Source organism: Pantoea rwandensis (genome assembly GCF_002095475.1).
GTDB classification, from domain to species: domain Bacteria; phylum Pseudomonadota; class Gammaproteobacteria; order Enterobacterales; family Enterobacteriaceae; genus Pantoea; species Pantoea rwandensis.
The window spans coordinates 98,555-119,394 of the sequence record NZ_MLFR01000011.1 but is presented as its reverse complement, the minus strand read 5'-3'; the positions used below and the strand labels follow the sequence as shown (position 1 = coordinate 119,394).

At 53.7% G+C, this 20,840-nt stretch carries 17 protein-coding genes, 2 pseudogenes and 1 riboswitch; of the genes and pseudogenes, 10 read left to right on the top strand and 9 right to left on the bottom strand.

Annotation, left to right across the window (positions count from 1 at the left end; translation table 11 throughout):
• Window positions 1-72 precede the first annotated feature (72 nt).
• Both dnaG and rpsU read right to left on the bottom strand, forming a co-directional pair.
• A complete protein-coding gene (dnaG, locus tag HA51_RS12765; RefSeq protein ID WP_084934863.1) occupies window positions 73-1,818 on the bottom strand; it encodes a DNA primase in 1,746 nt (581 codons plus the stop codon).
• 118 nt (window positions 1,819-1,936) lie between these two features.
• On the bottom strand, window positions 1,937-2,152 hold the full coding sequence (gene rpsU / locus HA51_RS12760) for a 30S ribosomal protein S21 (protein ID WP_001144069.1): 216 nt from the start codon (window positions 2,150-2,152) through the stop codon (window positions 1,937-1,939).
• Between the two features lie 278 nt (window positions 2,153-2,430).
• Here rpsU and tsaD point away from each other — a divergent pair, with 278 nt between their 5' ends.
• Complete coding sequence (gene tsaD, locus HA51_RS12755) at window positions 2,431-3,444, top strand: tRNA (adenosine(37)-N6)-threonylcarbamoyltransferase complex transferase subunit TsaD (RefSeq protein WP_084934862.1); 1,014 nt, start codon at window positions 2,431-2,433, stop codon at window positions 3,442-3,444.
• A gap of 30 nt (window positions 3,445-3,474) precedes the next feature.
• Here the strand turns inward: tsaD and plsY are convergent, their stop codons facing one another.
• A complete protein-coding gene (gene plsY, locus HA51_RS12750) occupies window positions 3,475-4,074 on the bottom strand; it encodes a glycerol-3-phosphate 1-O-acyltransferase PlsY (RefSeq protein ID WP_084934861.1) in 600 nt (199 codons plus the stop codon).
• Window positions 4,075-4,181: 107 nt separating this feature from the next.
• On the opposite strand from plsY, the gene folB reads away from it, so the two are divergent.
• Window positions 4,182-4,541 (top strand): bifunctional dihydroneopterin aldolase/7,8-dihydroneopterin epimerase, encoded by a 360-nt coding sequence (gene folB, locus HA51_RS12745; protein ID WP_084934860.1) that lies wholly within the window; start codon window positions 4,182-4,184, stop codon window positions 4,539-4,541.
• 190 nt (window positions 4,542-4,731) lie between these two features.
• Window positions 4,732-5,550, top strand: a complete 819-nt coding sequence (gene bacA, locus HA51_RS12740) for an undecaprenyl-diphosphate phosphatase (protein ID WP_084934859.1) — start codon at window positions 4,732-4,734, stop codon at window positions 5,548-5,550.
• 17 nt (window positions 5,551-5,567) lie between these two features.
• On the opposite strand, the gene HA51_RS12735 is transcribed toward bacA, so the two are convergent.
• Together HA51_RS12735 and HA51_RS12730 are read right to left on the bottom strand one after the other, a co-directional pair.
• Window positions 5,568-6,800: a multifunctional CCA addition/repair protein gene (locus tag HA51_RS12735; RefSeq protein ID WP_084934858.1), complete on the bottom strand. Its 1,233-nt coding sequence runs from the start codon at window positions 6,798-6,800 to the stop codon at window positions 5,568-5,570.
• A gap of 140 nt (window positions 6,801-6,940) precedes the next feature.
• Window positions 6,941-7,564 carry a TIGR04211 family SH3 domain-containing protein gene (locus tag HA51_RS12730; protein WP_084934857.1) on the bottom strand — a complete coding sequence of 208 codons (624 nt, stop codon included), beginning with the start codon at window positions 7,562-7,564 and terminating at the stop codon, window positions 6,941-6,943.
• A 204-nt stretch (window positions 7,565-7,768) separates the two neighbouring features.
• Between HA51_RS12730 and HA51_RS12725 the strand changes: the two genes are divergently transcribed.
• The 3 genes from HA51_RS12725 to hldE all read left to right on the top strand — a co-directional run bounded on the left by HA51_RS12725 (window position 7,769) and on the right by hldE (window position 13,456).
• Entirely contained in the window at window positions 7,769-9,079 is a 1,311-nt protein-coding gene (locus HA51_RS12725; protein WP_084934856.1) for a CYTH domain-containing protein, read from the top strand.
• Window positions 9,080-9,110: 31 nt separating this feature from the next.
• Window positions 9,111-11,966, top strand: coding sequence for a bifunctional [glutamate--ammonia ligase]-adenylyl-L-tyrosine phosphorylase/[glutamate--ammonia-ligase] adenylyltransferase (gene glnE, locus HA51_RS12720; RefSeq protein ID WP_084934855.1), 2,856 nt, complete (start codon window positions 9,111-9,113; stop codon window positions 11,964-11,966).
• Window positions 11,967-12,031: 65 nt separating this feature from the next.
• Entirely contained in the window at window positions 12,032-13,456 is a 1,425-nt protein-coding gene (gene hldE / locus HA51_RS12715; protein ID WP_084934854.1) for a bifunctional D-glycero-beta-D-manno-heptose-7-phosphate kinase/D-glycero-beta-D-manno-heptose 1-phosphate adenylyltransferase HldE, read from the top strand.
• Between the two features lie 161 nt (window positions 13,457-13,617).
• On the opposite strand, the gene ubiK is transcribed toward hldE, so the two are convergent.
• Window positions 13,618-13,923, bottom strand: coding sequence for a ubiquinone biosynthesis accessory factor UbiK (gene ubiK / locus HA51_RS12710; RefSeq protein ID WP_034828368.1), 306 nt, complete (start codon window positions 13,921-13,923; stop codon window positions 13,618-13,620).
• A gap of 171 nt (window positions 13,924-14,094) precedes the next feature.
• Window positions 14,095-14,244: riboswitch (FMN riboswitch) on the top strand.
• A gap of 111 nt (window positions 14,245-14,355) precedes the next feature.
• On the opposite strand from ubiK, the gene ribB reads away from it, so the two are divergent.
• Both ribB and ygiD read left to right on the top strand, forming a co-directional pair.
• Entirely contained in the window at window positions 14,356-15,012 is a 657-nt protein-coding gene (ribB, locus tag HA51_RS12705) for a 3,4-dihydroxy-2-butanone-4-phosphate synthase (RefSeq protein ID WP_084934853.1), read from the top strand.
• Between the two features lie 237 nt (window positions 15,013-15,249).
• Window positions 15,250-16,035: a 4,5-DOPA-extradiol-dioxygenase gene (gene ygiD / locus HA51_RS12700; RefSeq protein ID WP_084934852.1), complete on the top strand. Its 786-nt coding sequence runs from the start codon at window positions 15,250-15,252 to the stop codon at window positions 16,033-16,035.
• 37 nt (window positions 16,036-16,072) lie between these two features.
• Here the strand turns inward: ygiD and HA51_RS12695 are convergent, their stop codons facing one another.
• The 3 genes and pseudogenes from HA51_RS12695 to tolC form a co-directional block, all read right to left on the bottom strand.
• Window positions 16,073-17,236 (bottom strand): glutathionylspermidine synthase family protein, encoded by a 1,164-nt coding sequence (locus HA51_RS12695; RefSeq protein ID WP_084934851.1) that lies wholly within the window; start codon window positions 17,234-17,236, stop codon window positions 16,073-16,075.
• A gap of 8 nt (window positions 17,237-17,244) precedes the next feature.
• Window positions 17,245-17,935, bottom strand: a pseudogene (locus HA51_RS12690) (DUF1190 family protein).
• Window positions 17,936-18,076: 141 nt separating this feature from the next.
• A pseudogene (gene tolC / locus HA51_RS12685) lies at window positions 18,077-19,550 on the bottom strand (outer membrane channel protein TolC).
• A gap of 212 nt (window positions 19,551-19,762) precedes the next feature.
• Here tolC and nudF point away from each other — a divergent pair.
• Both nudF and HA51_RS12670 read left to right on the top strand, forming a co-directional pair.
• Window positions 19,763-20,398, top strand: coding sequence for an ADP-ribose diphosphatase (gene nudF, locus HA51_RS12675; RefSeq protein ID WP_084934850.1), 636 nt, complete (start codon window positions 19,763-19,765; stop codon window positions 20,396-20,398).
• Window positions 20,395-20,820, top strand: a complete 426-nt coding sequence (locus HA51_RS12670; protein ID WP_084934849.1) for a DUF1249 family protein — start codon at window positions 20,395-20,397, stop codon at window positions 20,818-20,820. Before nudF ends, HA51_RS12670 begins: the two co-directional genes overlap by 4 nt.
• The last annotated feature ends 20 nt before the right edge of the window (window positions 20,821-20,840 follow it).

The following is a 20,840-nucleotide window of genomic DNA, read 5'->3' as shown; positions in this document are numbered from 1 at the left end:
ACTGCATAAACCGGACGGACAAACCAAAACGGCGGCTTTAGCAGCCTTCAACGTTCTGGTCTGGTAAAAATCTTATTTTTTCGCTAATGCCTGGCTTAAAGCCCAGAACTCGCGACGTTCGGCTGCACTCAGGCCTTCGGTACGGTCGCGTGCGATGAGCGCTTCAAGGCGCTGTTCAAGGGCGGAGTCGTAAAGACTCGCCAGTGAATCCTGGAACACGGCTTCCGCTTCTTCATCCACTATCATGTGGTTCCAGGTTGCCAGCGTTTCAAGGGGCTGGCTAAATTCTGTCCCGCGATATAACTCTAGTAGCTGTCCCGTCGTCAGGCCAGGATTCTCCGTACAACGACTGACTAACTCTACAAACAGCGGTAAACCCGCCATCTTTGACTGCTCAAGCCCGTCCAACGTGGGCACGATGGTGGCAAATTGCGGATTCTGCACCAGCAACGCAATCAACACGCGCATGGTGGTGCGCTTCAACGGTGGTGCGGTTGGCGCGGCGCCGCTTTCTGCTAACTTTGGCATCAGCTTGTCTAACTGATTATCGTCAAGAATGCCGAGTTTATTACCTAATGTTTGACGCATATAAATGCGCAACGTTTCACCGGGTATCTGGCTTATCAACGGCAGTGCCAGCGTCGCCAGCTTGGTTTTACCATCGCGTGTGCTCAGATCGACCTGCGGCATTAGGCTGTCGAATAGAAACGTGGAGAGCGGCAAAGCCTGCTCCATCCGCGCTTCAAAGGCTTCTCGGCCCTCTTTTCGTATCAGCGTGTCCGGATCTTCTCCATCCGGCAAAAACATAAAGCGTAGCTGACGACCATCATTCATGTAAGGCAATGCGGTTTCTAACGCACGCCATCCGGCTTCACGCCCAGCACGGTCGCCGTCGTAACAGCAAATCACCGTGTCAGTTGAGCGGAACAGCAGCTGAATATGTTCAGCGGTCGTCGAGGTGCCCAGTGAGGCAACCGCATAATCAACGCCAAATTGTGCCAGTGCTACCACGTCCATGTAGCCTTCCACTACCAGTAAACGCGCTGGCTGCGGATGATTCTTTTGCGCTTCATACAGGCCATATAACTGACGGCCTTTATGGAAAATCGGTGTTTCAGGGGAGTTCAGGTACTTTGGCGTATCGTTGCCCAGTACGCGTCCACCAAAGCCAATGACACGCCCACGTTTATCGCGAATCGGAAACATCACGCGATCACGGAAACGATCATAAGTACGGCCAGAATCGTTACTGACCAGCATGCCCGCTTCCATTAAGGATTCGCGGTCATCTTTCTGCTGACCAAAACGCTTCAGCACGTTATCCCAGCCTGCTGGCGCATAACCAATAGCGAAGTGATCGATCACTTCCTGGCTAAGACCGCGCGTGGCGAGATAGTTCTGTGCAGAGACAGCTTGCGGATTACGCAGGCTTTGCTGATAGAAACCGTCAAGGCCTTCCAACAGCTGGTAGAGACTTTGGCGCTGATGGCGCTCCATCGGGCTAGGGCCATTGCCCGCTTCATACGGCACTTCTAAGCCGTGTTGCGTGGCCAGCTCCTCAACGCTTTCGACAAAATCCAGACGATCGTGATTCATCAGGAAATCGATGGCGTTACCTTTGGCGCCACAGCCGAAGCAGTAATAGAACTGCTTCTCACCACTTACGGTGAAAGAGGGCGTTTTCTCGTTATGAAAAGGACAGCACGCGTGATAGTTCTTACCCTGCTTTTTCAGCTTAACGCGGGCATCGATAAGATCCACGATATCCGTGCGGGCAAGTAAGTCATTGATAAATACGCGTGGAATTCGTCCAGCCATAAGCCCCAATTTTTCAGCTCATAAACGGCAACAAGCCGCGCTTCCTTTCGGAAAGCACGGCCTCTTACTTGACTCTGTCTGCGTTTAACACGCGGCGGAAGCGAACTTCCGAAAGAAATTAGTACAGACGAGTGCGGCGTGCGTTTTCGCGAGCCAGTTTCTTGGCGTGACGCTTAACAGCTGACGCTTTAGCGCGCTTACGCTCGGTCGTTGGTTTTTCATAAAACTCACGACGACGAACTTCAGCCAGAACGCCTGCTTTCTCGCAAGAACGCTTGAAGCGACGCAGTGCTACGTCGAAAGGCTCGTTTTCACGTACTTTAATTACCGGCATGTAACTCTTACCTCGATAAATTCGGTTTTTCTGCTGACTGCGGCGCCAGCACTTTTAAAATGGTGCAGCATTTTACTCCAGCCGCGGCTGACTTGTAAAGCACCATGAACAATTTAGAACCAACAGAGGCATTTGCCATCGCGGCTGCCGGTTTTTTCAGGCCGTGGAGTATAGCGCACTCTTTGTGCGACAGAAAAACACTTTTTCCTGGCAAAGTTGTCCGGCGTGTGATTCCCCTGTGCTACACTGCGCGCCGCAAGAAGAGGGTGATAAAAGCTATGCGAGTTCTGGGTATTGAAACGTCCTGCGATGAAACCGGCATCGCGATTTATGATGATGCGTCCGGTTTGTTGGCGAATCAACTATATAGCCAAGTGAAACTGCACGCCGACTACGGTGGTGTGGTGCCAGAACTGGCCTCACGTGACCATGTGCGTAAAACGGTACCGCTGATTCAGGCCGCGCTTAAAGAAGCCGGACTGGAAGCGAAACAAATTGATGCAGTGGCCTATACCGCAGGTCCGGGTTTGGTCGGAGCGCTGCTGGTGGGTGCCACAATCGGTCGTGCGCTGGCGTTCGCGTGGAACGTGCCTGCCGTACCGGTACATCATATGGAAGGCCATTTACTGGCGCCGATGCTGGAAGAGAATCCACCGGAATTTCCGTTTGTCGCCCTGTTGGTCTCCGGCGGCCACACCCAGTTGATCAGCGTCACTGGCATCGGTGAATACACCTTGCTGGGTGAGTCGATTGACGATGCCGCTGGTGAAGCTTTCGACAAAACCGCTAAGCTGCTGGGCTTGGATTATCCCGGTGGCCCCATGCTGTCACGTATGGCGCAACAAGGGACGCCTGGCCGCTTTAAATTCCCGCGTCCGATGACCGATCGCCCAGGTTTAGACTTCAGTTTCTCCGGCCTGAAAACCTTTGCTGCCAACACCATTCGTGAGCATGCAGGGGATGAGCAGGCGCGCGCCGATATCGCCCGTGCATTTGAAGATGCAGTGGTCGATACCTTAATGATTAAGTGCAAACGTGCGCTGGAGCAAACCGGCTTTAAACGCCTGGTGATCGCCGGTGGTGTGAGTGCGAACCGCACGCTGCGTGAGCGTATGGCTGAAATGATGCAGAAGCGCGGTGGTGAGGTGTTCTACGCCCGTCCGGAATTCTGTACGGATAACGGTGCCATGATTGCCTATGCGGGTCTGGTGCGGCTGAAAGGCGGAACGCGCGGTGAACTGGGCGTCAGCGTAAGGCCTCGCTGGCCACTGGCAGAACTGCCCGCCATCTAAAACGAAAAAACCGGCTTCGCGCCGGTTTTTTTATTTCTTCTTCTTCCGCTTCCAGATCTTGTTTTCCTGACCGCGCCACAGACGCTGAATATTGTCGTGGTGGCGCAGCAGAATCAAACAGGAGAGCATGGAGACTGGGAAAGTGAATTGGGGTTTGAACCACCACACATAGAACGGGGCGATCAGCGCACTCACAATCGCGCCTAATGAAGAGTAGCCACTCAGCAGCACCGTCAGCAACCAGGTGCCGGTCATTAATCCCGTCAAATCCCAGCCAATTGGCGCAATCGCACCGAACGCCGTTGCCACACCTTTACCGCCACGAAAACGGAAGAACACCGGATAGATATGGCCGAGGCAGGCAGCAATCGCCGTTAAGCCGAGATACATTGGTGTGACGTGCAACAGGTAAGCGATCCACACCGGGACCATACCTTTAGCAACGTCGAAAATCAGGACCGCAGCGGCAGCGGCTTTGCCACCAATACGCAACACGTTGGTCGCACCGGGGTTGCCGGAGCCAGCGGTACGCGGATCGGGTAAACGCGCGAGTTTACAAACCAGAATGGCGCTGGAAATCGAGCCGCAAAGATACGCGAAAATAATCATACCAAGCGCGATAGCACTCATAGCTTCGTACCGTTCCTTTTGGGTCGTTTTGTTCTCGATAAGCGTGGATAATACGCATAATCCGCCGGAAGTGGTATCCGGCATAGCCAAAAACAGAGACTGACATCATGGATATCGTATTTATAGAACAACTCACCGTGTTCACCACGATTGGCGTTTACGACTGGGAGCAGGGTATGCAGCAGAAGCTGGTGCTCGATGTCGAAATGGCGTGGGACAACCGTCGTGCGGCGATTAGCGACGATGTGAATGACTGTTTGAGCTACGCAGATGTCACTGAAGTCATTCTCAATCATCTACAGGGCCAACGTTTTGCTTTGGTGGAACGCGTGGCGGAAGAAATTGCCGATCTGTTGATGAATCGTTTCAAAACGCCAGGTGTGCGCATTAAGGTCGGAAAACCAGGCGCAGTGGCCCAGGCTGCGACGGTTGGCGTGCGTATCGAGCGCGGGACTATTCCTAAATAAACCCTCCGTGATTGCCATCACAATGAAACCAAACCAAATTATGGTGTGTCTCAGTTGAGGCCGTTGCGCTATCGGACGCGAAGTGACCGATTTTCTTAAGGTTTCCTTCAGCGTGGCGCAGGCATAATTTTAGGCGGTAGCATCTTGCGACCGCCTTTTTACTGTTTAAAACGGATAGAGGAAAATTTTGATGGCAGATATTCATCAGCTTTGGGTCGCTGCAATCCTGGGGGTTGTGGAAGGCCTCACGGAATTCCTGCCGGTCTCTTCTACGGGCCATATGATTATTGTTGGCCACCTGCTGGGTTTTGAAGGGCAAACCGCCGAAACCTTCGAAGTGGTGATTCAGCTGGGTTCGATTCTGGCTGTGGTGGTGATGTTCTGGCGTCGCCTGTTTGGACTGATTGGTATTCACTTCGGCAAGGAGCCGCATGAAGGCACGGGAACCGGCAAACTGACACTGATTCACATCTTGTTAGGCATGGTGCCAGCGGTGGTGATTGGTCTGCTGTTACACGATCAAATCAAAAGCCTGTTTAATCCGATTAACGTGATGTACGCGCTGGTGGTCGGTGGCGTGCTGTTGCTGGTAGCGGAATATTTCAAACCGAAGCAGCCAAAAGCCGTCGGCATTGACGATATCACCTATCGTCAGGCGTTTATGATTGGCTGCTTCCAGTGTCTGGCGCTGTGGCCGGGCTTCTCGCGTTCAGGTGCCACCATTTCGGGCGGCATGCTGATGGGCGTGAGCCGCTATGCTGCTTCTGAGTTCTCATTCATCCTGGCGGTGCCGATGATGATGGGTGCTACGGTATTAGATCTCTACAAGAGCATGGGCTTCCTGACGGTGCAGGATTTCCCGATGTTTGCCGTCGGCTTTGTGACCGCCTTTGTGGTGGCACTGCTGGCGATCAAAATTTTCCTCGAATTGATTAAGCGTATCTCGTTTGTTTCGTTCGCTATCTATCGCTTCATCGTGGCGGCGGCAGTTTACGCTATCTTCATGTAAGCGCGGCGTGCGGCCAGTTATGCTGGCCGCACGTTGATCAATCCCTCCTGCACGGCAATCACCCGACGACGCGTCAACTCCTCCCGTACCGCTGGGCCTTTAAAGCCCGCAGCGACCACATCCTTGGTTGGCACCGCCTGAGACAATGCAAACGCCTGGCGCAGATAATCCCCTTGTGGATAAGCCATGCTTTCCATTCCGGTGCGACCACGTGCATCGGCTTCGCTGGTTAGCACCATCTTCTCCACGCGATCGGGCTTACGCCACGCATCAATGCGATCAAACAGAGCCACCAATGACTCTGCGGACTGACGTTCAATGGTGTGAACGATATCGTGGAATTCGGTGACGATCAGTGCCAGATCGCGTACCTGATTGGGCACGCGCAACCGCTGGCACAGCGCTTCGACAATCGGTACGCCGGCTAAACCGTGACCATGATGGCTTGGCCATTTCTCCGGTGGCGTGAGCGCTTTACCGACATCGTGGAACAGCGTGGCAAAACGCACGTCGAGCTGATCAGAGAGCGCAGCAGACATGGTCAGCGTCATCAACGCGTGCACGCCGGTATCAATCTCCGGATGCCATTTGATTGGCGCTGGAATGCCGTACAGATTATCCAGCTCAGGGAACAGCACCTGCAATGCGCCACAGTCACGCAATACCTGAAAATAGACCTGCGGATTGCGTGTTAGCAGCGCCTTCTCGGTCTCCTTCCACACGCGCTCGGCGGTGAGGTCAGCCAGCTCGCCGCTCTCTGCCATCTCACGCATAAAGGCTTGGGTTTCATCAGCGACACGGAAATTGAGATGGGCAAAGCGGGCAGCAAAACGCGCCACGCGCAGTACACGCAGCGGATCTTCATTGAATGCCGCAGAGACATGGCGCAGCGTGCGCTTTGCCAGATCCTGTTGACCATGATAAGGGTCGATTAAGCTGCCATCGTCAGCCTGCGCAATGGCATTGATCGTCAAATCGCGGCGCTGTAAATCTTGCTCAAGCGTGACATCCGGGGCGAACTGAGTCACAAAGCCGGTATAACCCTTGCCGTTTTTACGCTCGGTGCGCGCCAGTGCATACTCTTCGCGGCTGCGAGGATGTAAAAAAACCGGAAAGTCACGGCCAACCTGCTGGTAACCCTGTTCCAGCATATTGTCAGGCGTGGCGCCGACAACGACCCAATCTCTATCTTTTACCGGCAAGCGCAGTAAGGCATCACGCACTGCGCCACCGACCAGAAACGTCTTCACTCAACTACTCCAGAGGCAATGTAATCTGCGCGCCGTGCACGCATGTTGCGTTATTGTTGCATACTTTGGTTAAAAATCGGGCACGCCAAAAGGGGCATCTTACGATCCCCTGAAAGAAAACGACAAATCGATGTGGCGGTTTAGTTCATCCAGCGATCGTTTTTCTTGCGGCGCGGCACCATATGCGGCAACACCAAACCGAGCAATAAGCCTACACCCAGCACGCCACCGCCATACATGAACCACTGCATGATGATGGTGCGCTGTTTGTCATCCAGCTGGACGTTAGCGGCGCTGACTTTCTTTTGAGCGACAATCAGCTCATTTTTCAATTTCTGATTCTCGGCTTTCAGGCCATCAATCGTGCCATCGCTGTTAGCCACTTTGTTTTGCATTTCAGAAGTGCGCTGGTTCCAGCTGTTGTCGATGTTCCCTAACTTGGCGGTCAAATCTTTGACCTGCTGCTCAAGTTGCGGCACGCGAGTGCGCAAGCTGGGTTCAGCACTGAGCTGTGACAAGGGTATCCAGTTGGTCTTACCTTCAGCATCACGGATCTGGCCGTATTGGGAATCGTTGTTGACTTGCAACAAGGTGACTTCCTCTCCGGCATTCAGCTTGCCAATCAGACGATACTGATCGCCTGGACCGCTGCGTACCCAAGTGGATAATTCGTCGGAGATGTAACGCTTTTCGTCAGCAGCATGGACGGGGGCGATGGCGCTAAAAGCCAGCAAAGAAAGGGCAGCAAGAGTGATTTTTTTCATTCGATATCGTTTTTTCTTAATGGCGTAAAATTACCGGCACAGTCTGGGGACGCTTCTCAAAAATCTGAATGAGAACTATCCTGGTCTCAATCCAATGCGAAAAGGGTCGTAAAAGCACAAGAAAGCGGAGACAGCGGGCTTCCGGTGCATTACTCTTCGCCAGATTAAACTCGTAAGTGCCAGCAGCGTATTGAATAAAAAATTATGACCATCGAAATCGAATTAAAGTTCATTGCCACACCCCAAGCCGCCGAAAAACTCGGTGAAAAGCTTGCCGTTTGGCCACATCAGCACTTCGCCGCGCGCGAATTGACCAACATCTATTTTGAGACCGATGACAACCAGCTACGTCGCTGGGACATGGGCCTGCGCATTCGTGGCGTTGATCAACGTTATGAAATGACGCTGAAAGCCGCCGGTAAAACGGTAGGCGGTCTACACCAGCGGCCTGAATACAATGTCGATCTCACGGAACCTCAGCTGGATATCGCCCAGCTTCCAGCAGAAATCTGGCCCCAGGGCACCGACGTTGCCGCATTGCAGCAGCGTTTGCAGCCGCTATTCAGCACCCACTTCCAGCGTGAAGCCTGGCTGGTTCAGTTTGGTGAGAGCGAAATTGAAGTCGCTTTCGACCGTGGTGAAGTCGCTGCAGGTGAGCTGACCGAACCGCTGTATGAAGTTGAGTTGGAACTGAAAAGTGGACAGCGCGCCGACATGCTCAACTTTGCGGAAGCCTTAATGACCACGGGCGGCCTACGTCTTGGCAGTCTGAGTAAAGCGGCAAGAGGCTATCAGCTGGCGCAGGGCAATCCTGAACGCCCGCTGCGTGCACTCCCTCTGCAAAGAATCGCCGCAAAAGCCACCGTGGAGCAGGGGATGGTGAACGCCATGACCGTCGCGATGAATCAATGGCAGTACCATGAAGAAGTGTGGCTGCGCGGCAATCAGGATGCAAAAGAGGCTGTCGTTGAAGCACTCGAAACGCTGCGCCAGGCGTTCTCACTGTTTGGTGCCTTAGTACCGCGTAAGGCAAGCAGTGATTTGCGTCAGAAACTGACGCAGCTGGATGAGTTGCTGGCTGATACTGAAATCGAGGCTGAAACGGCCTGTTTTTCGGCGATCTCTGTCGAGGCTCAGTTAGCACTCACTCACTGGTTGGTAGAGTCACAGTGGCACAACTGGCTTGATGACAAGAACAAAAGTAAGTTGCAGGGATCGTTCAAGCGATTCAGTGACATCATGCTTAGCCGCATTGCCGCCGACCTGAGAGAGACTTTTGTCGATGTGCAGCTGTTCAATGAATTCCAGGACAAATTGACGCGTCTGAATCGCCAACTGCTGGCGGTGCATCTGCTCGCTGGGGCCTATCCCGCCGAAGAGGTGAATATCTGGTTGTCTGGCTGGCAGGAGTTGCAGCATGCAATTCGCATCCAGCAAGAGCGCGGATTGCTGCAGCTGGTTAACCTGGCCATTCGGCCATCGCCGTTCTGGCTGAATAGCGGAGTGAAACGCTAGGCCCGACGCACACATAAATCAGGGAGGGGAGATGTTGTTACCGTTACCGGCGCTGATGCAGGCGCAATTAGCTATTGTGGCAGAGCGGTTGAATACGCCGCCGTCAGCGTTTACGCCAGAACAGGCGGGTGCGCTGACCTTTAGTGACTTTGTGGTTGATAACCTGCAGCAGCACCCGGAGTGGTGGCAACAACTCCAACAGCAACCGCCCGCACCTGATGAGTGGCAGCACTATGCAAGCTGGCTAACTCAGGTGCTGGTGGGTGTGGATAATGAAAACGCTCTGATGCGTGAGCTACGCCTGTTTCGTCGTCATATGCTGGTGCGTATTGCCTGGATGCAGGCGCTGCAACACGCCAGTACTGAACAGAGTCTGACGCAACTCAGCACGCTGGCTGAAATACTTATCGCCGCTGCGCGTGACTGGGTGTGGCAGGATTGTAGCCGTGATTTTGGCACCCCTTGTAATGAAGCGGGCGAAGCGCAGCCTATGTTGATTCTCGGCATGGGCAAACTGGGAGGAGGCGAACTCAATTTCTCTTCCGATATCGACCTGATTTTTGCCTGGCCAGAAAATGGTGTGACAAAAGGGGGAAGGCGCGAACTCGATAACGCCCAGTTCTTCACCCGTATGGGCCAGCGCCTGATTAAAGTGCTGGATCAGCCGACCATCGATGGCTTTGTCTATCGTGTGGATATGCGTCTGCGTCCCTTTGGTGACAGTGGTCCATTGGTACTGAGCTTTGCGGCGCTGGAAGACTATTATCAGGAGCAGGGCCGCGACTGGGAACGCTACGCGATGGTGAAAGCGCGGCTGATGGGAGATGACCACGGCCACTGGAGCCAGGAATTGCAGCAGATGCTGCGCCCCTTCGTGTATCGTCGCTACATCGACTTCAGTGTGATCCAGTCACTGCGAAATATGAAAGGCATGATTGCCCGTGAAGTGCGTCGGCGCGGTTTGAAGGACAACATCAAACTCGGTGCGGGCGGCATTCGCGAAACCGAATTCATCGTGCAGGTCTTTCAGTTAATCCGTGGTGGACGTGAGCGCTCACTACAGCTTCGTTCTTTGCTGCCAACGCTCAAGGCGATTGGTGAGCTGTCTTTATTGACTCCTCAACAGATTGAACATCTGCGAGCCGCTTACCTGTTCTTGCGTAGGTTGGAAAACTTGCTGCAAAGCATTAACGACGAACAGACACAAACGCTGCCAGAAAACCCACTCGACCGTCAACGTTTGGCGTGGGCGATGGGCTTCTCTGACTGGAACGCCCTCATGGAGCAGCTTGAGCTGCAAATGGCGGGTGTGCGCAGTATCTTTGATGAGCTGATCGGCGATGATGCGCCGGATGTGGATGACCAACCTCAGTTGGTTGAATTTGCGGGTCTGTGGCAAGACACCCTGGAGGAGAACGACCTGATTCCCGTGGTGCCGCAGTTGGATGAAACGCAGCGCCACGCGCTCTTTAACGCGTTAAACAATTTCCGTCAGGATGTCAGTCGCCGCACGATTGGCCCGCGCGGGCGCTTAGCACTCGATCAATTGATGCCGCGCTTGCTCAGTGAAGTGTGTCCACGTGAAGATGCGGATCTGGTGCTGGGTCGTCTGACACCTCTCTTGCTGGGTGTGCTGACGCGCAGTACCTATCTGGAACTGTTGACGGAATATCACGGTGCGTTACGCCATCTCATCCGTCTTTGTGCCGCTTCGCCGATGATTGCCAGCCAACTGGCACGCCATCCGTTGCTGCTGGATGAACTGCTCGATCCTGCCACGCTGTACCAACCCACTGCCACCGATGCTTATCGTGATGAATTACGCCAGTATCTGCTGCGTATCCCTACCGACGATGAAGAGCAGCAGCTGGAAGCACTACGCCAGTTTAAGCAGGCGCAGCATTTACGCATCGCGGCTGCGGATATCGCTGAAACGCTACCGGTGATGAAAGTGAGTGATCACTTAACCTGGCTGGCCGAAGCCATCATTGAGTCGGTGGTACAGCAGGCGTGGCAGATGATGGTGCAGCGCTACGGCCGTCCTTCGCATCTCACCAGTGACAGCGAGCGCGGCTTTGCCGTGATCGGCTATGGCAAGCTGGGCGGTTGGGAATTGGGTTACAGCTCTGACCTTGATTTGGTCTTCCTACATGATTGCCCGGATGATGCGGAAACTACTGGTGAGCGGGTAATTGATGGCCGCCAGTTCTACCTGCGTCTGGCGCAGCGCGTGATGCATCTGTTCAGCACGCGGACCTCGTCCGGTATTTTGTATGAAGTTGATGCGCGTCTGCGTCCGTCTGGCGCGGCGGGAATGCTGGTGAGCACTTTTGCTGCATTCGACGAATATCAACGCAGCGAAGCCTGGACTTGGGAACATCAGGCATTGGTGCGCGCGCGTATTGTGTTTGGCGAGCCAGCACTCTGCGAGCGCTTCAATGAGATCCGTCGCGGCATTCTCTCTCTGCCGCGTGAACATCATACGCTGAGGAAGGAAGTGCGTGAGATGCGAGAGAAAATGCGTGCGCATCTCAGCAATAAACATAAAGGGCGCTGGGAAATAAAGACCGATGAGGGCGGTATCACCGATATTGAATTCATCGCGCAATATCTTGTCCTAGGATACGCGGCCGACCAGCCCGCTCTGACGCGTTGGTCAGACAATGTGCGAATTTTCGAGCTGATGGCGCGTCAGGAAATCATGGATGCAGAGGAAGCGCAGGCGCTAACACATGCTTACGTGACCTTGCGCGATGCGCTACACCATTTAGCGTTGCAAGAGTTGCCGGGGCACGTTGCACCAGAATCTTTTGCCACCGAGCGAGCCGTCGTGCATGACAGCTGGCAACGCTGGCTGGCCGCTACCGAATCTGATGGCGTGGAGTAAGTGAGCCGACAGGCTTTTATGCTACTATCCGCGCATTATTTTGACCGAAGTCTGGAGTCTCTGGAATGAAAGTAACGCTGCCCGCTTTTGGCAAAGCTGCTGTGCTGGTTGTTGGCGATGTGATGTTGGATCGCTACTGGTATGGGCCGACAAGCCGTATCTCACCTGAAGCCCCAGTGCCAGTGGTGAAAGTCGATACGATCGAGGAACGTCCGGGCGGCGCGGCAAACGTCGCAATGAACATTGCTGCGCTTGGTGCGGTATCGCGTTTAATCGGCCTGACCGGTGAAGACGATGCGGCACGTGTGTTGAGCGAAACGCTGGAGAAGGTGAAGGTCGACTGCGATTTTGTTGCCGTGAAAAGTCATCCTACCATCACCAAATTGCGCGTGTTATCGCGTAACCAGCAGCTGATTCGTCTCGATTTTGAAGAAGGCTTTGAGCAGGTCGATCCGCAGCCGATCCACGATCGTATGCGTCAATCGCTGGCACAGGCCGGTGCGCTGGTGCTGTCAGACTACGCGAAAGGTGCACTGAGCAGTGTGGAAACCATGATTCAGCTGGCGCGTGAAGCCAAGGTTCCCGTGTTGATCGACCCAAAAGGAACGGACTTTGAACGCTATCGCGGCGCAACCTTGCTGACGCCTAATCTGTCTGAGTTCGAGGCGGTGGTCGGCAAGTGTAAAACGGTCGAAGAGATTGTCAGCCGTGGTATGCAGCTGATCGCTGATTACGATCTCTCTGCACTGTTAGTTACCCGCTCAGAAAACGGCATGACGTTGCTGCAACCGGGTAAAGAGCCACTGCATCTGCCCACTCAGGCGCAGGAAGTGTATGACGTTACCGGTGCTGGCGATACCGTTATTGGAGTGCTTGCGGCCGTGCTGGCAGCCGGAGATAGCCTGGAAGAAGCTTGCTTCCTGGCGAATGCGGCGGCGGGCGTGGTTGTGGGTAAACTGGGTACGTCAACGGTCAGCACTGTTGAGCTGGAGAACGCTATTCACGCCCGTCCGGAAACGGGATTTGGTGTGATGACCGAATCCGAACTGAAAACGGCCGTGGCCATGGCGCGTCAGCGTGGCGAAAAAGTGGTGATGACCAATGGTGTTTTCGACATTCTGCATGCTGGCCACGTTTCCTACCTGGCGAATGCACGTAAGCTGGGCGATCGTTTGATCGTTGCCGTTAACAGTGATGCATCCACTAAGCGTCTGAAAGGTGAAACGCGTCCGGTTAACCCGCAGGAAAACCGAATGATTGTGCTAGGGGCGCTGGAAGCGGTTGACTGGGTAGTGTTGTTTGAAGAGGACACGCCACAACGTTTGATCGCTGAAGTGTTGCCGGACCTGCTGGTGAAAGGCGGGGATTATAAGCCAGAAGATATCGCGGGCAGTAAAGAGGTCTGGGCGAATGGCGGTGACGTGCGCGTGCTGAACTTTGAAGACGGTATCTCAACCACCAATATCATCAAGACGATTCGCAGCCATTAATGAAAAACGTAGCGGCGCAATTTATTGCGTATCTTGCAGCCAGATCAATGCCTGACAGATGCACGATAAATCGTGCCGCTACGAATCATTTTTCATTGCAGCACCACAGGTGACTCCAAGCCATCTTCGCTTGAGCGCACCGCGTTACGCCTTCTAAGCCCTTACTGCGGAGTATCGATTTTACCCGCTGGGTCTGGCGTCACCACTGCTGGAGCCGGTGCGGCAGGGCTCTCGCTCTCCAGTTTTGCCAGACGTTGTTCCAACGCGGCCAGCTTCTCACGTGTACGCAGCAACACCTGCGTCTGTACATCAAACTCTTCACGATTAACCAGATCCATGCGGGTTAATTGCGCCTGCAATACCTGACGAATTTTCTTTTCGACATCGTCGCCAAAGTCGCGAATCCCTTTTGGCATGGCTTCATGTACCTGGCGAGCCAGTTGTTCAATTTTTTTCGTGTCGATCATGGTAATTTCCTGGTTGCAGTGGCTGATAACAGCGCGTGTTCCGACTCAACAAACGTTAAGTGTAATGCCAGAAACGAAAAGGTTAAACCTGAAATCCGTAACGCAGGAAATGCAAAAGCATTTGCGCCTTTGTCGATTGCCCGTGCAGATGATTGGCGTTATAGTGACCTCGCTTATTCTCAGGGCGGGGCGAAATTCCCCACCGGCGGTAAATCAGCTTCGGCTGAAAGCCCGCGAGCGCTTTCGCTGCAAAGTGAAAGGTCAGCAGACCCGGTGTAATTCCGGGGCCGACGGTTAGAGTCCGGATGGGAGAGGGTAACGACATCAGCCGGGCTTACGCCCGCGTCACGTTTTTGCCATGTGTATTTTTTGCGCACTCCTAAGCACGCCCTGGTTCTGGTAACTCATATATTTTTTATAAGGTTTTTTACCATGAATCAGACGCTTCTTTCTGAATTTGGCACGCCGGAACAGCGTGTAGAACGCGCCATTAATGCGCTGCGTAACGGTCGCGGTGTAATGGTGCTCGACGATGAAAATCGTGAAAACGAAGGCGATATGATCTTTGCCGCCGAAACCATGACTGTTGAGCAGATGGCTCTGACCATTCGCCACGGTAGCGGGATTGTCTGCCTGTGTATCACTGAAGAGCGCCGCCAGCAGCTGGATCTGCCAATGATGGTAGAAACCAATACCAGCTCATATGGCACGGGTTTCACCGTGACCATTGAAGCGGCAGCCGGTGTGACCACCGGTGTATCTGCAGCCGATCGTATCACCACCATTCGTGCTGCTATCGCTGATGACGCTAAGCCGAGCGATCTCAATCGCCCTGGCCACGTTTTCCCACTGCGCGCTCGTGAAGGCGGCGTGCTGACTCGCGGTGGCCACACTGAAGCCACTATCGATTTGGTAACGCTGGCTGGATTTAAATCGGCAGGTGTACTGTGTGAACTCACCAACGACGATGGCAGTATGGCGCATGCTCCGGAAGCGATTGTCTTTGCGAAACAACACGATATGCCGGTTGTGACGATTGAAGATCTGGTGGCTTATCGCCGCGAGCACGAAACGCGCCAGGCAAGTTAAGCCGATAAATCGCATTAAGCTGCTGGTTCAACCTTCGTTCGGTCGCCAAAGTGGCGACCTGACAATGACTTAATGCGATTTTCTGTCGTTCTTTTTATCCCTTCCATCGCCTCAATCTTATTTAAATTCTTATTCAAATTCTCTGATAGAGAACATCATAGTTATCAGCGTTAATCCCGGCACGAAAGCGAGTATCGTAGCGACTAATAAAGCGACACTTTCGTCAGAGGAACCCTCATGAGCCACAACCGTATGCCCGCCCTGTTTTTAGGTCATGGCAGCCCGATGAACGTACTGGAAGACAACCCCTATACCCGCGCATGGCAGCATTTGGGTGCAACATTGCCGCGTCCACGCGCTATCCTGGCGGTGTCGGCGCACTGGTACACGCGTGGCACGGCGGTGACGGCAATGAACAATCCGCGCACCATTCATGATTTCGGCGGTTTTCCGCAGGCGCTGTTTGATGTGCGTTATCCAGCACCCGGATCGCCAGCGTTAGCGCAGCAAGTTATCGACCTGCTGGCGCCGATTGACGTCCATGCCGATCAGGAGTGGGGATTCGACCACGGCTCATGGGGCGTGCTGGCAAAAATGTATCCGGAAGCCGACATTCCCGTGGTGCAGCTAAGTATTGATGCGACTCAACCGGCTGAATGGCATTACGAATTAGGCCGTAAACTCGCATCGTTGCGTGATGAAGGCGTGATGATAGTGGCGAGCGGTAATGTGGTGCATAACTTGCGGATGTTGCGCTGGCAGGGTGCTGCTACAACCTATCCATGGGCTGAAAGCTTCAATGAATTCGTACGCGAAAATCTGGGCTTTGCAGGGGCTGCGGCAGATCATCCGTTAGTGAATTACTTGCAGCACGAAGGCGCAGAGATGTCGAACCCGACGCCTGAGCACTATCTGCCGCTGCTGTATATTCTCGGGGCACGCGCAGACGATGAGCAGATTAGCATTCCGATTGAAGGAATGGAGATGGGCGCGATCAGTATGATGTCCGTGCAGGTCAGCTAAATCGAGGCCACCCGAGTGATGCGGGTGGCTCCGCGTTTTATTCAATAAAGGTGTGCGGGTAAAAGCGAGACAGATCCTGAGTGATCAGTTCGCGATCTTCACGGATACCAATACCGGCGGGTTGATCGTCAATCAGCCAGCTACCAATTAGGGTATAGCTGTCGCCAAATTTCGGCAGTTGGTAGAACTGCTGAATTATCATCCCTTCTTCGCCATACGGGCCGTCAGCACGTGCAATTTCCTGACCATTTTCGATAATGCGAATATTCGCACCCTCACGTGAAAACAGCGGTTTCACCACGAACTTGTCCATTTGCGGGGCATTTTTGTCATCAGCAAAATAGGCGGGCAGTAAGTTAGGATGATTAGGGAACATCTCCCACAGCAGTGGCAGCAGGGCTTTGTTGGAAATAATGCTCTTCCAGGCGGGCTCTAACCAGCGCACACCGGCATCTGCCAGCTTAGTGGAGAACACCTCGCGCAGCATGAATTCCCATGGATAGAGTTTGAACAGGTTGCTGATCACCTGATCTTGCGGATCGGTGAACTGCCCTTTCTCGCCCAAACCGATCTCATCGATATACAGGAACTCATTGGCCAAGCCAGCTTCAGTGGCGCAATCCTGCATGTACTGTACAGTGGCACGATCTTCCTCAGTATCACGACAGCAGGCGAAGTGCAGCAGATTAAAACCGTGCTGCTGATGCAGCGCAGCAAAGCGTTCGATCAGCTTTTCTTGCAGGCTATTGAACTGGTCGCTGCCCTGCGGCAGATTGCCTGCCTTGATTTGATCTTCCAGCCAGATCCATTGAAAGAACGCGGCTTCATACAGCGATGTCGGCGTATCCGCGTTATTCTCCAGCAGCTTGGCATCACCTTTGCCATCCCAGGCTAAATCAAGACGGGAGTAAAGCGAGGGCTGGCGTAATTTCCATGAGTCGCGCACGAAATCCCAAGTGTGCTTAGGGATGCAAAAGCGGGCGAGCAGAGCATCACTGTTCACCACTTTTTCCACGGCCTGCAAGCACATCTGGTGCAATTCGGCGGTGGTATCTTCCAGTTGCTCAATCTGGGCCAGCGTAAACTGATAGTACGCATCTTCACACCAGTAAGGCTCGCCATACATGGTGTGAAACTGGAAACCGTATTCGTTGGCCTTATCGCGCCAGTCCGGGCGTTCGCTGATGGCAATACGTTGCATACTGCGGCTTAGCCTCCCATTGAGCGGCTGCTGCCAGTGCTGCTGCGGGTGGTGCCGGTGGCACTGCTGCGTTGCATCGTATTTTGCTTCGCGACGGTCTCACCAAATCCACCACGGGTAATCGTGGACGTGGTGGCCGGTTTTGGTGCCATAGCGGATTTCGGTACGTTCATGCTGCGACCAGAGGCTGCGGTACCGTAATTTTTGCCCGAAGCATCAACAAACTGACCGTTTGCCGGGCTGTTAGGGGTTTTTGGCGAGAACAGTGGCTGTTGTGCAAAGCCTGCACCACCGCCCATCATGCGGCCCATCATATAACCGGCCATCAGCGGCATCCAGAAGCTGCCACTTTGCTGCGCTTCCGCGTTATTCGTGGTGCCAACACCTGCCTGAGCCGGTGTCTGCTGGCACTGGTTTTCACCAAACTCAGCGACACAATCTTCACGGGTCGCATATTTTGGCGCGGTGCGTTCGGCCTCTTTCTTCGCGTCATTGTACGCCGTGGTGCATTGCGCACTCTGGCTTGGATTGGCTTTTGCACAATCATCCGCGTTTTTGATACATCGAGACCGTTTCATCGCTCTGTTCGCAGCCTGCCAGCATAAACACTGCGGTGACCGCGAGTGCAACTGGCGTTAAATGGCGTGCCTGCCAGCTTTTACGAAAAGCGGCATGACGAATATTTTTAGTCCGTTTCATTATTTTCATCCTGTGCCCAAAGGTGGGGCTTAGGATAGGTGATGAGGGGGGGAAATTGAAGCGACTCGCCTGATGGCTGGGGGATCTTTACGTTGTTATACGTTTGAATGCGAAAGGGGCCGCAAGCGGCCCCTTAAGGGATTAATTACCGAATGGATTTCCGCTACTGTGTGCGGCAGCCGGACGCGCTTTCGCAGCGGCTGACGGCGCAGTAGATTGCGGACCATTATTGACTCGTGCAGCCTGCTGGCTATTTTCCGGCGCGACCACTTCTGGTGAGGTGGTGATCTCTTTGCCCAGAGAACTGTTTAACAGCTGCAGATCCTGCTCATTCAGCGTACCCAGAGCGTATTTGATGTTCAGCTGGTTGATCAGGTAGCTGTAACGCGCATCAGAAAGCTGCTGTTTGGAGTTATACAGCGTGGTGGTGGCATCCAGCACATCAACGATGGTACGTGTACCGACCTGATAGCCCGCTTCCATCGCATCTAATGAGCTTTGGGCAGACACCACGGCCTGTTTGTAAGCATCGATGCTACTGATAGACGCGTTAACGTTGTTGAACGAAGAACGCACGGTCTGGATCGCACTGCGATGTGCCCCTTCCAACTGCTCGCTGGCGGCTACAAAGTTGTACTGCGCCTGTTTCACCTGCGAGGTCACTGAACCACCGCTGTAGAGTGGCATGGAGAAGCTCAGGCCAACCTGGTTAGAACCGGTGATGGAATCCGTGGTACCTGAACTCTGGTTAGCGCGGCTGCCGCCGTATTTGCTGTTTGACACGCCTGTTGAAGCGGTCAGACCCAGCGTTGGCATATGGCCGGTTTCAGCAGAACGAATCTGTTCACGGGCTAAATCCTGGCTCAAACGTGCAGACAACAGGTTCAGGTTGCGGCTTTCAGCTTGTTTCAGCAATGCTGCTACGGCATCAGGACGTGCAGTTTTGAAGCGATCGATATTCAGTGAGGCCAGCGCCAGATAATCCATACCGGTAATCTGACGCAGTGATTCCACCGCGTTATCGAGGTTATTACGTGCGGTCACTTCGCTAGCCAAAACGCTGTCATATTGCGCACGGGCGTTTTTGCACGTCAGTGATCGCGACCAAGCCAACGTTAAAACGCTGAGTGGTTTGGTCCAGTTCACGGTAGATCGATTGTTTCTGTGCTTCCGTGTAAGAAAGCGTATCAATCGCCTTCAATACGTTGAAATAGGCGGTTGCGGTATTCAGAATCAGATCCTGCTGAGCAACCTGATAGGTGACGTCCTGAATCCCGGCGGTTTTTTCCTGCAACGACAGCGCGCGCCATTTCGACATGTCGAAAATAGTTTGAGTTAATTGCAGAGAAGCGCTGGTCGTGTTGGAATGGAGACCGCTGCTGTCACGGTAACCGTTGTTATAGGTATAATCTGCGCCCAAGCCTAACTGCGGCAATAATGGACTACGCGCTTCATTAATTTTCTCAAAGGCGGCATCGCGGTCAGCGGCAGAAGCACGCAGATCCGGGTTGCTCAGGCGCGCCTGCTGGTAGACCTGCAGCAGGTTCTCTGCCTGGCTGGCAAGGCTGAATCCGCCCAAGCTCAGTCCAATAAAAAGTGGGAGCAGTTTTTTCATTTGCATTCCTTTTGATGCAGCAAATTGCACTGGTAGTGCTGCAGGTAAGCCAAAAAATAATCGCCGATTCTACAGAGGCGGCATGACAGATAAGTTGGCTGAACGTGCCTTCTCCCCCTAATTTACGTAAATAATTCAGAAAGAACCACTCGGACGGAGCACTAGGGTTGGCTTTTCTTCGCTCCATCCCAATCTGCATAAGGAACCAGATGATGGCGGGTGAAAAAAAATCCCCTGTGACTTTCACAAAAAACGATGTAGAAATTATTGCACGAGAAACACGCTACGATGGTTTTTTTTCCATTGTCAGCTACCGTTTCCGCCACCGCCGCTTTGATGGCGAGATGAGCGGTGAAGTGGTGCGCGAAGTTTTTGAGCGCGGACACGCCGCCGTGCTGCTACCCTATGATCCCTTACGAGACGAAGTGGTGCTGATCGAACAGATCCGCATCCCGGCTTTTGATTCCAGCCCAACGCCCTGGTTGCTGGAAATGGTGGCCGGCATCATCGAGCCGGGTGAAACCCCGGAAGACGTGGCGCGACGTGAAGCAGTAGAAGAAGCGGGCCTCAAGGTTGGCCGCGTGAAACCGATAGTGAATTACTTAGCCAGCCCCGGCGGAACATCTGAACGTTTGTCGGTGCTGGTGGGCGAAGTGGATGCCAGCCTGGCAGAAGGAAATCACGGGCTGGAGGAAGAGAATGAGGATATTCTTGTCCATGTGGTCAGCCGCGAACAGGCTTATCGCTGGGTGGAAGAGGGGATTATCGATAACGCGGCATCTGTCATCGCCTTGCAATGGCTGGCGTTGCACCATGAGAAACTACGACAAGAGTGGAAGCTAAAATGAAACAGCGCTATACCCCTGACTTTCCCGAAATGATGCGTCTGTGCGAAACCAATTTCGCCCAGCTGCGTCGCCTGTTGCCTCGTAATGATGAGGCAGGCGCATCGGTTGTCTATCAGGTGAACGGCGCCAGTTATCAGCTCACCATCCAAGAGTCGACGCGTTACACCACGCTGGTAGAAGTTCGCCAGGTGGCCCCTGCGGTCAGTTACTGGAGCCTACCCTCCATGTCGGTACGGCTATATCATGATGCGATGGTCGCTGAAGTGTGTTCCACTCAGCAGATCTATCGTTTCAAAGCGCGCTATGATTATCCTAATAAAAAACTGCATCAGCGCGATGAAAAACATCAAATTAACCAGTTCCTTGCGGATTGGTTGAGATATTGTCTGGCGCACGGCGCTGTGGCGGTGCCGGTTTGTTGATAGCGTATATGGCGTGGAGA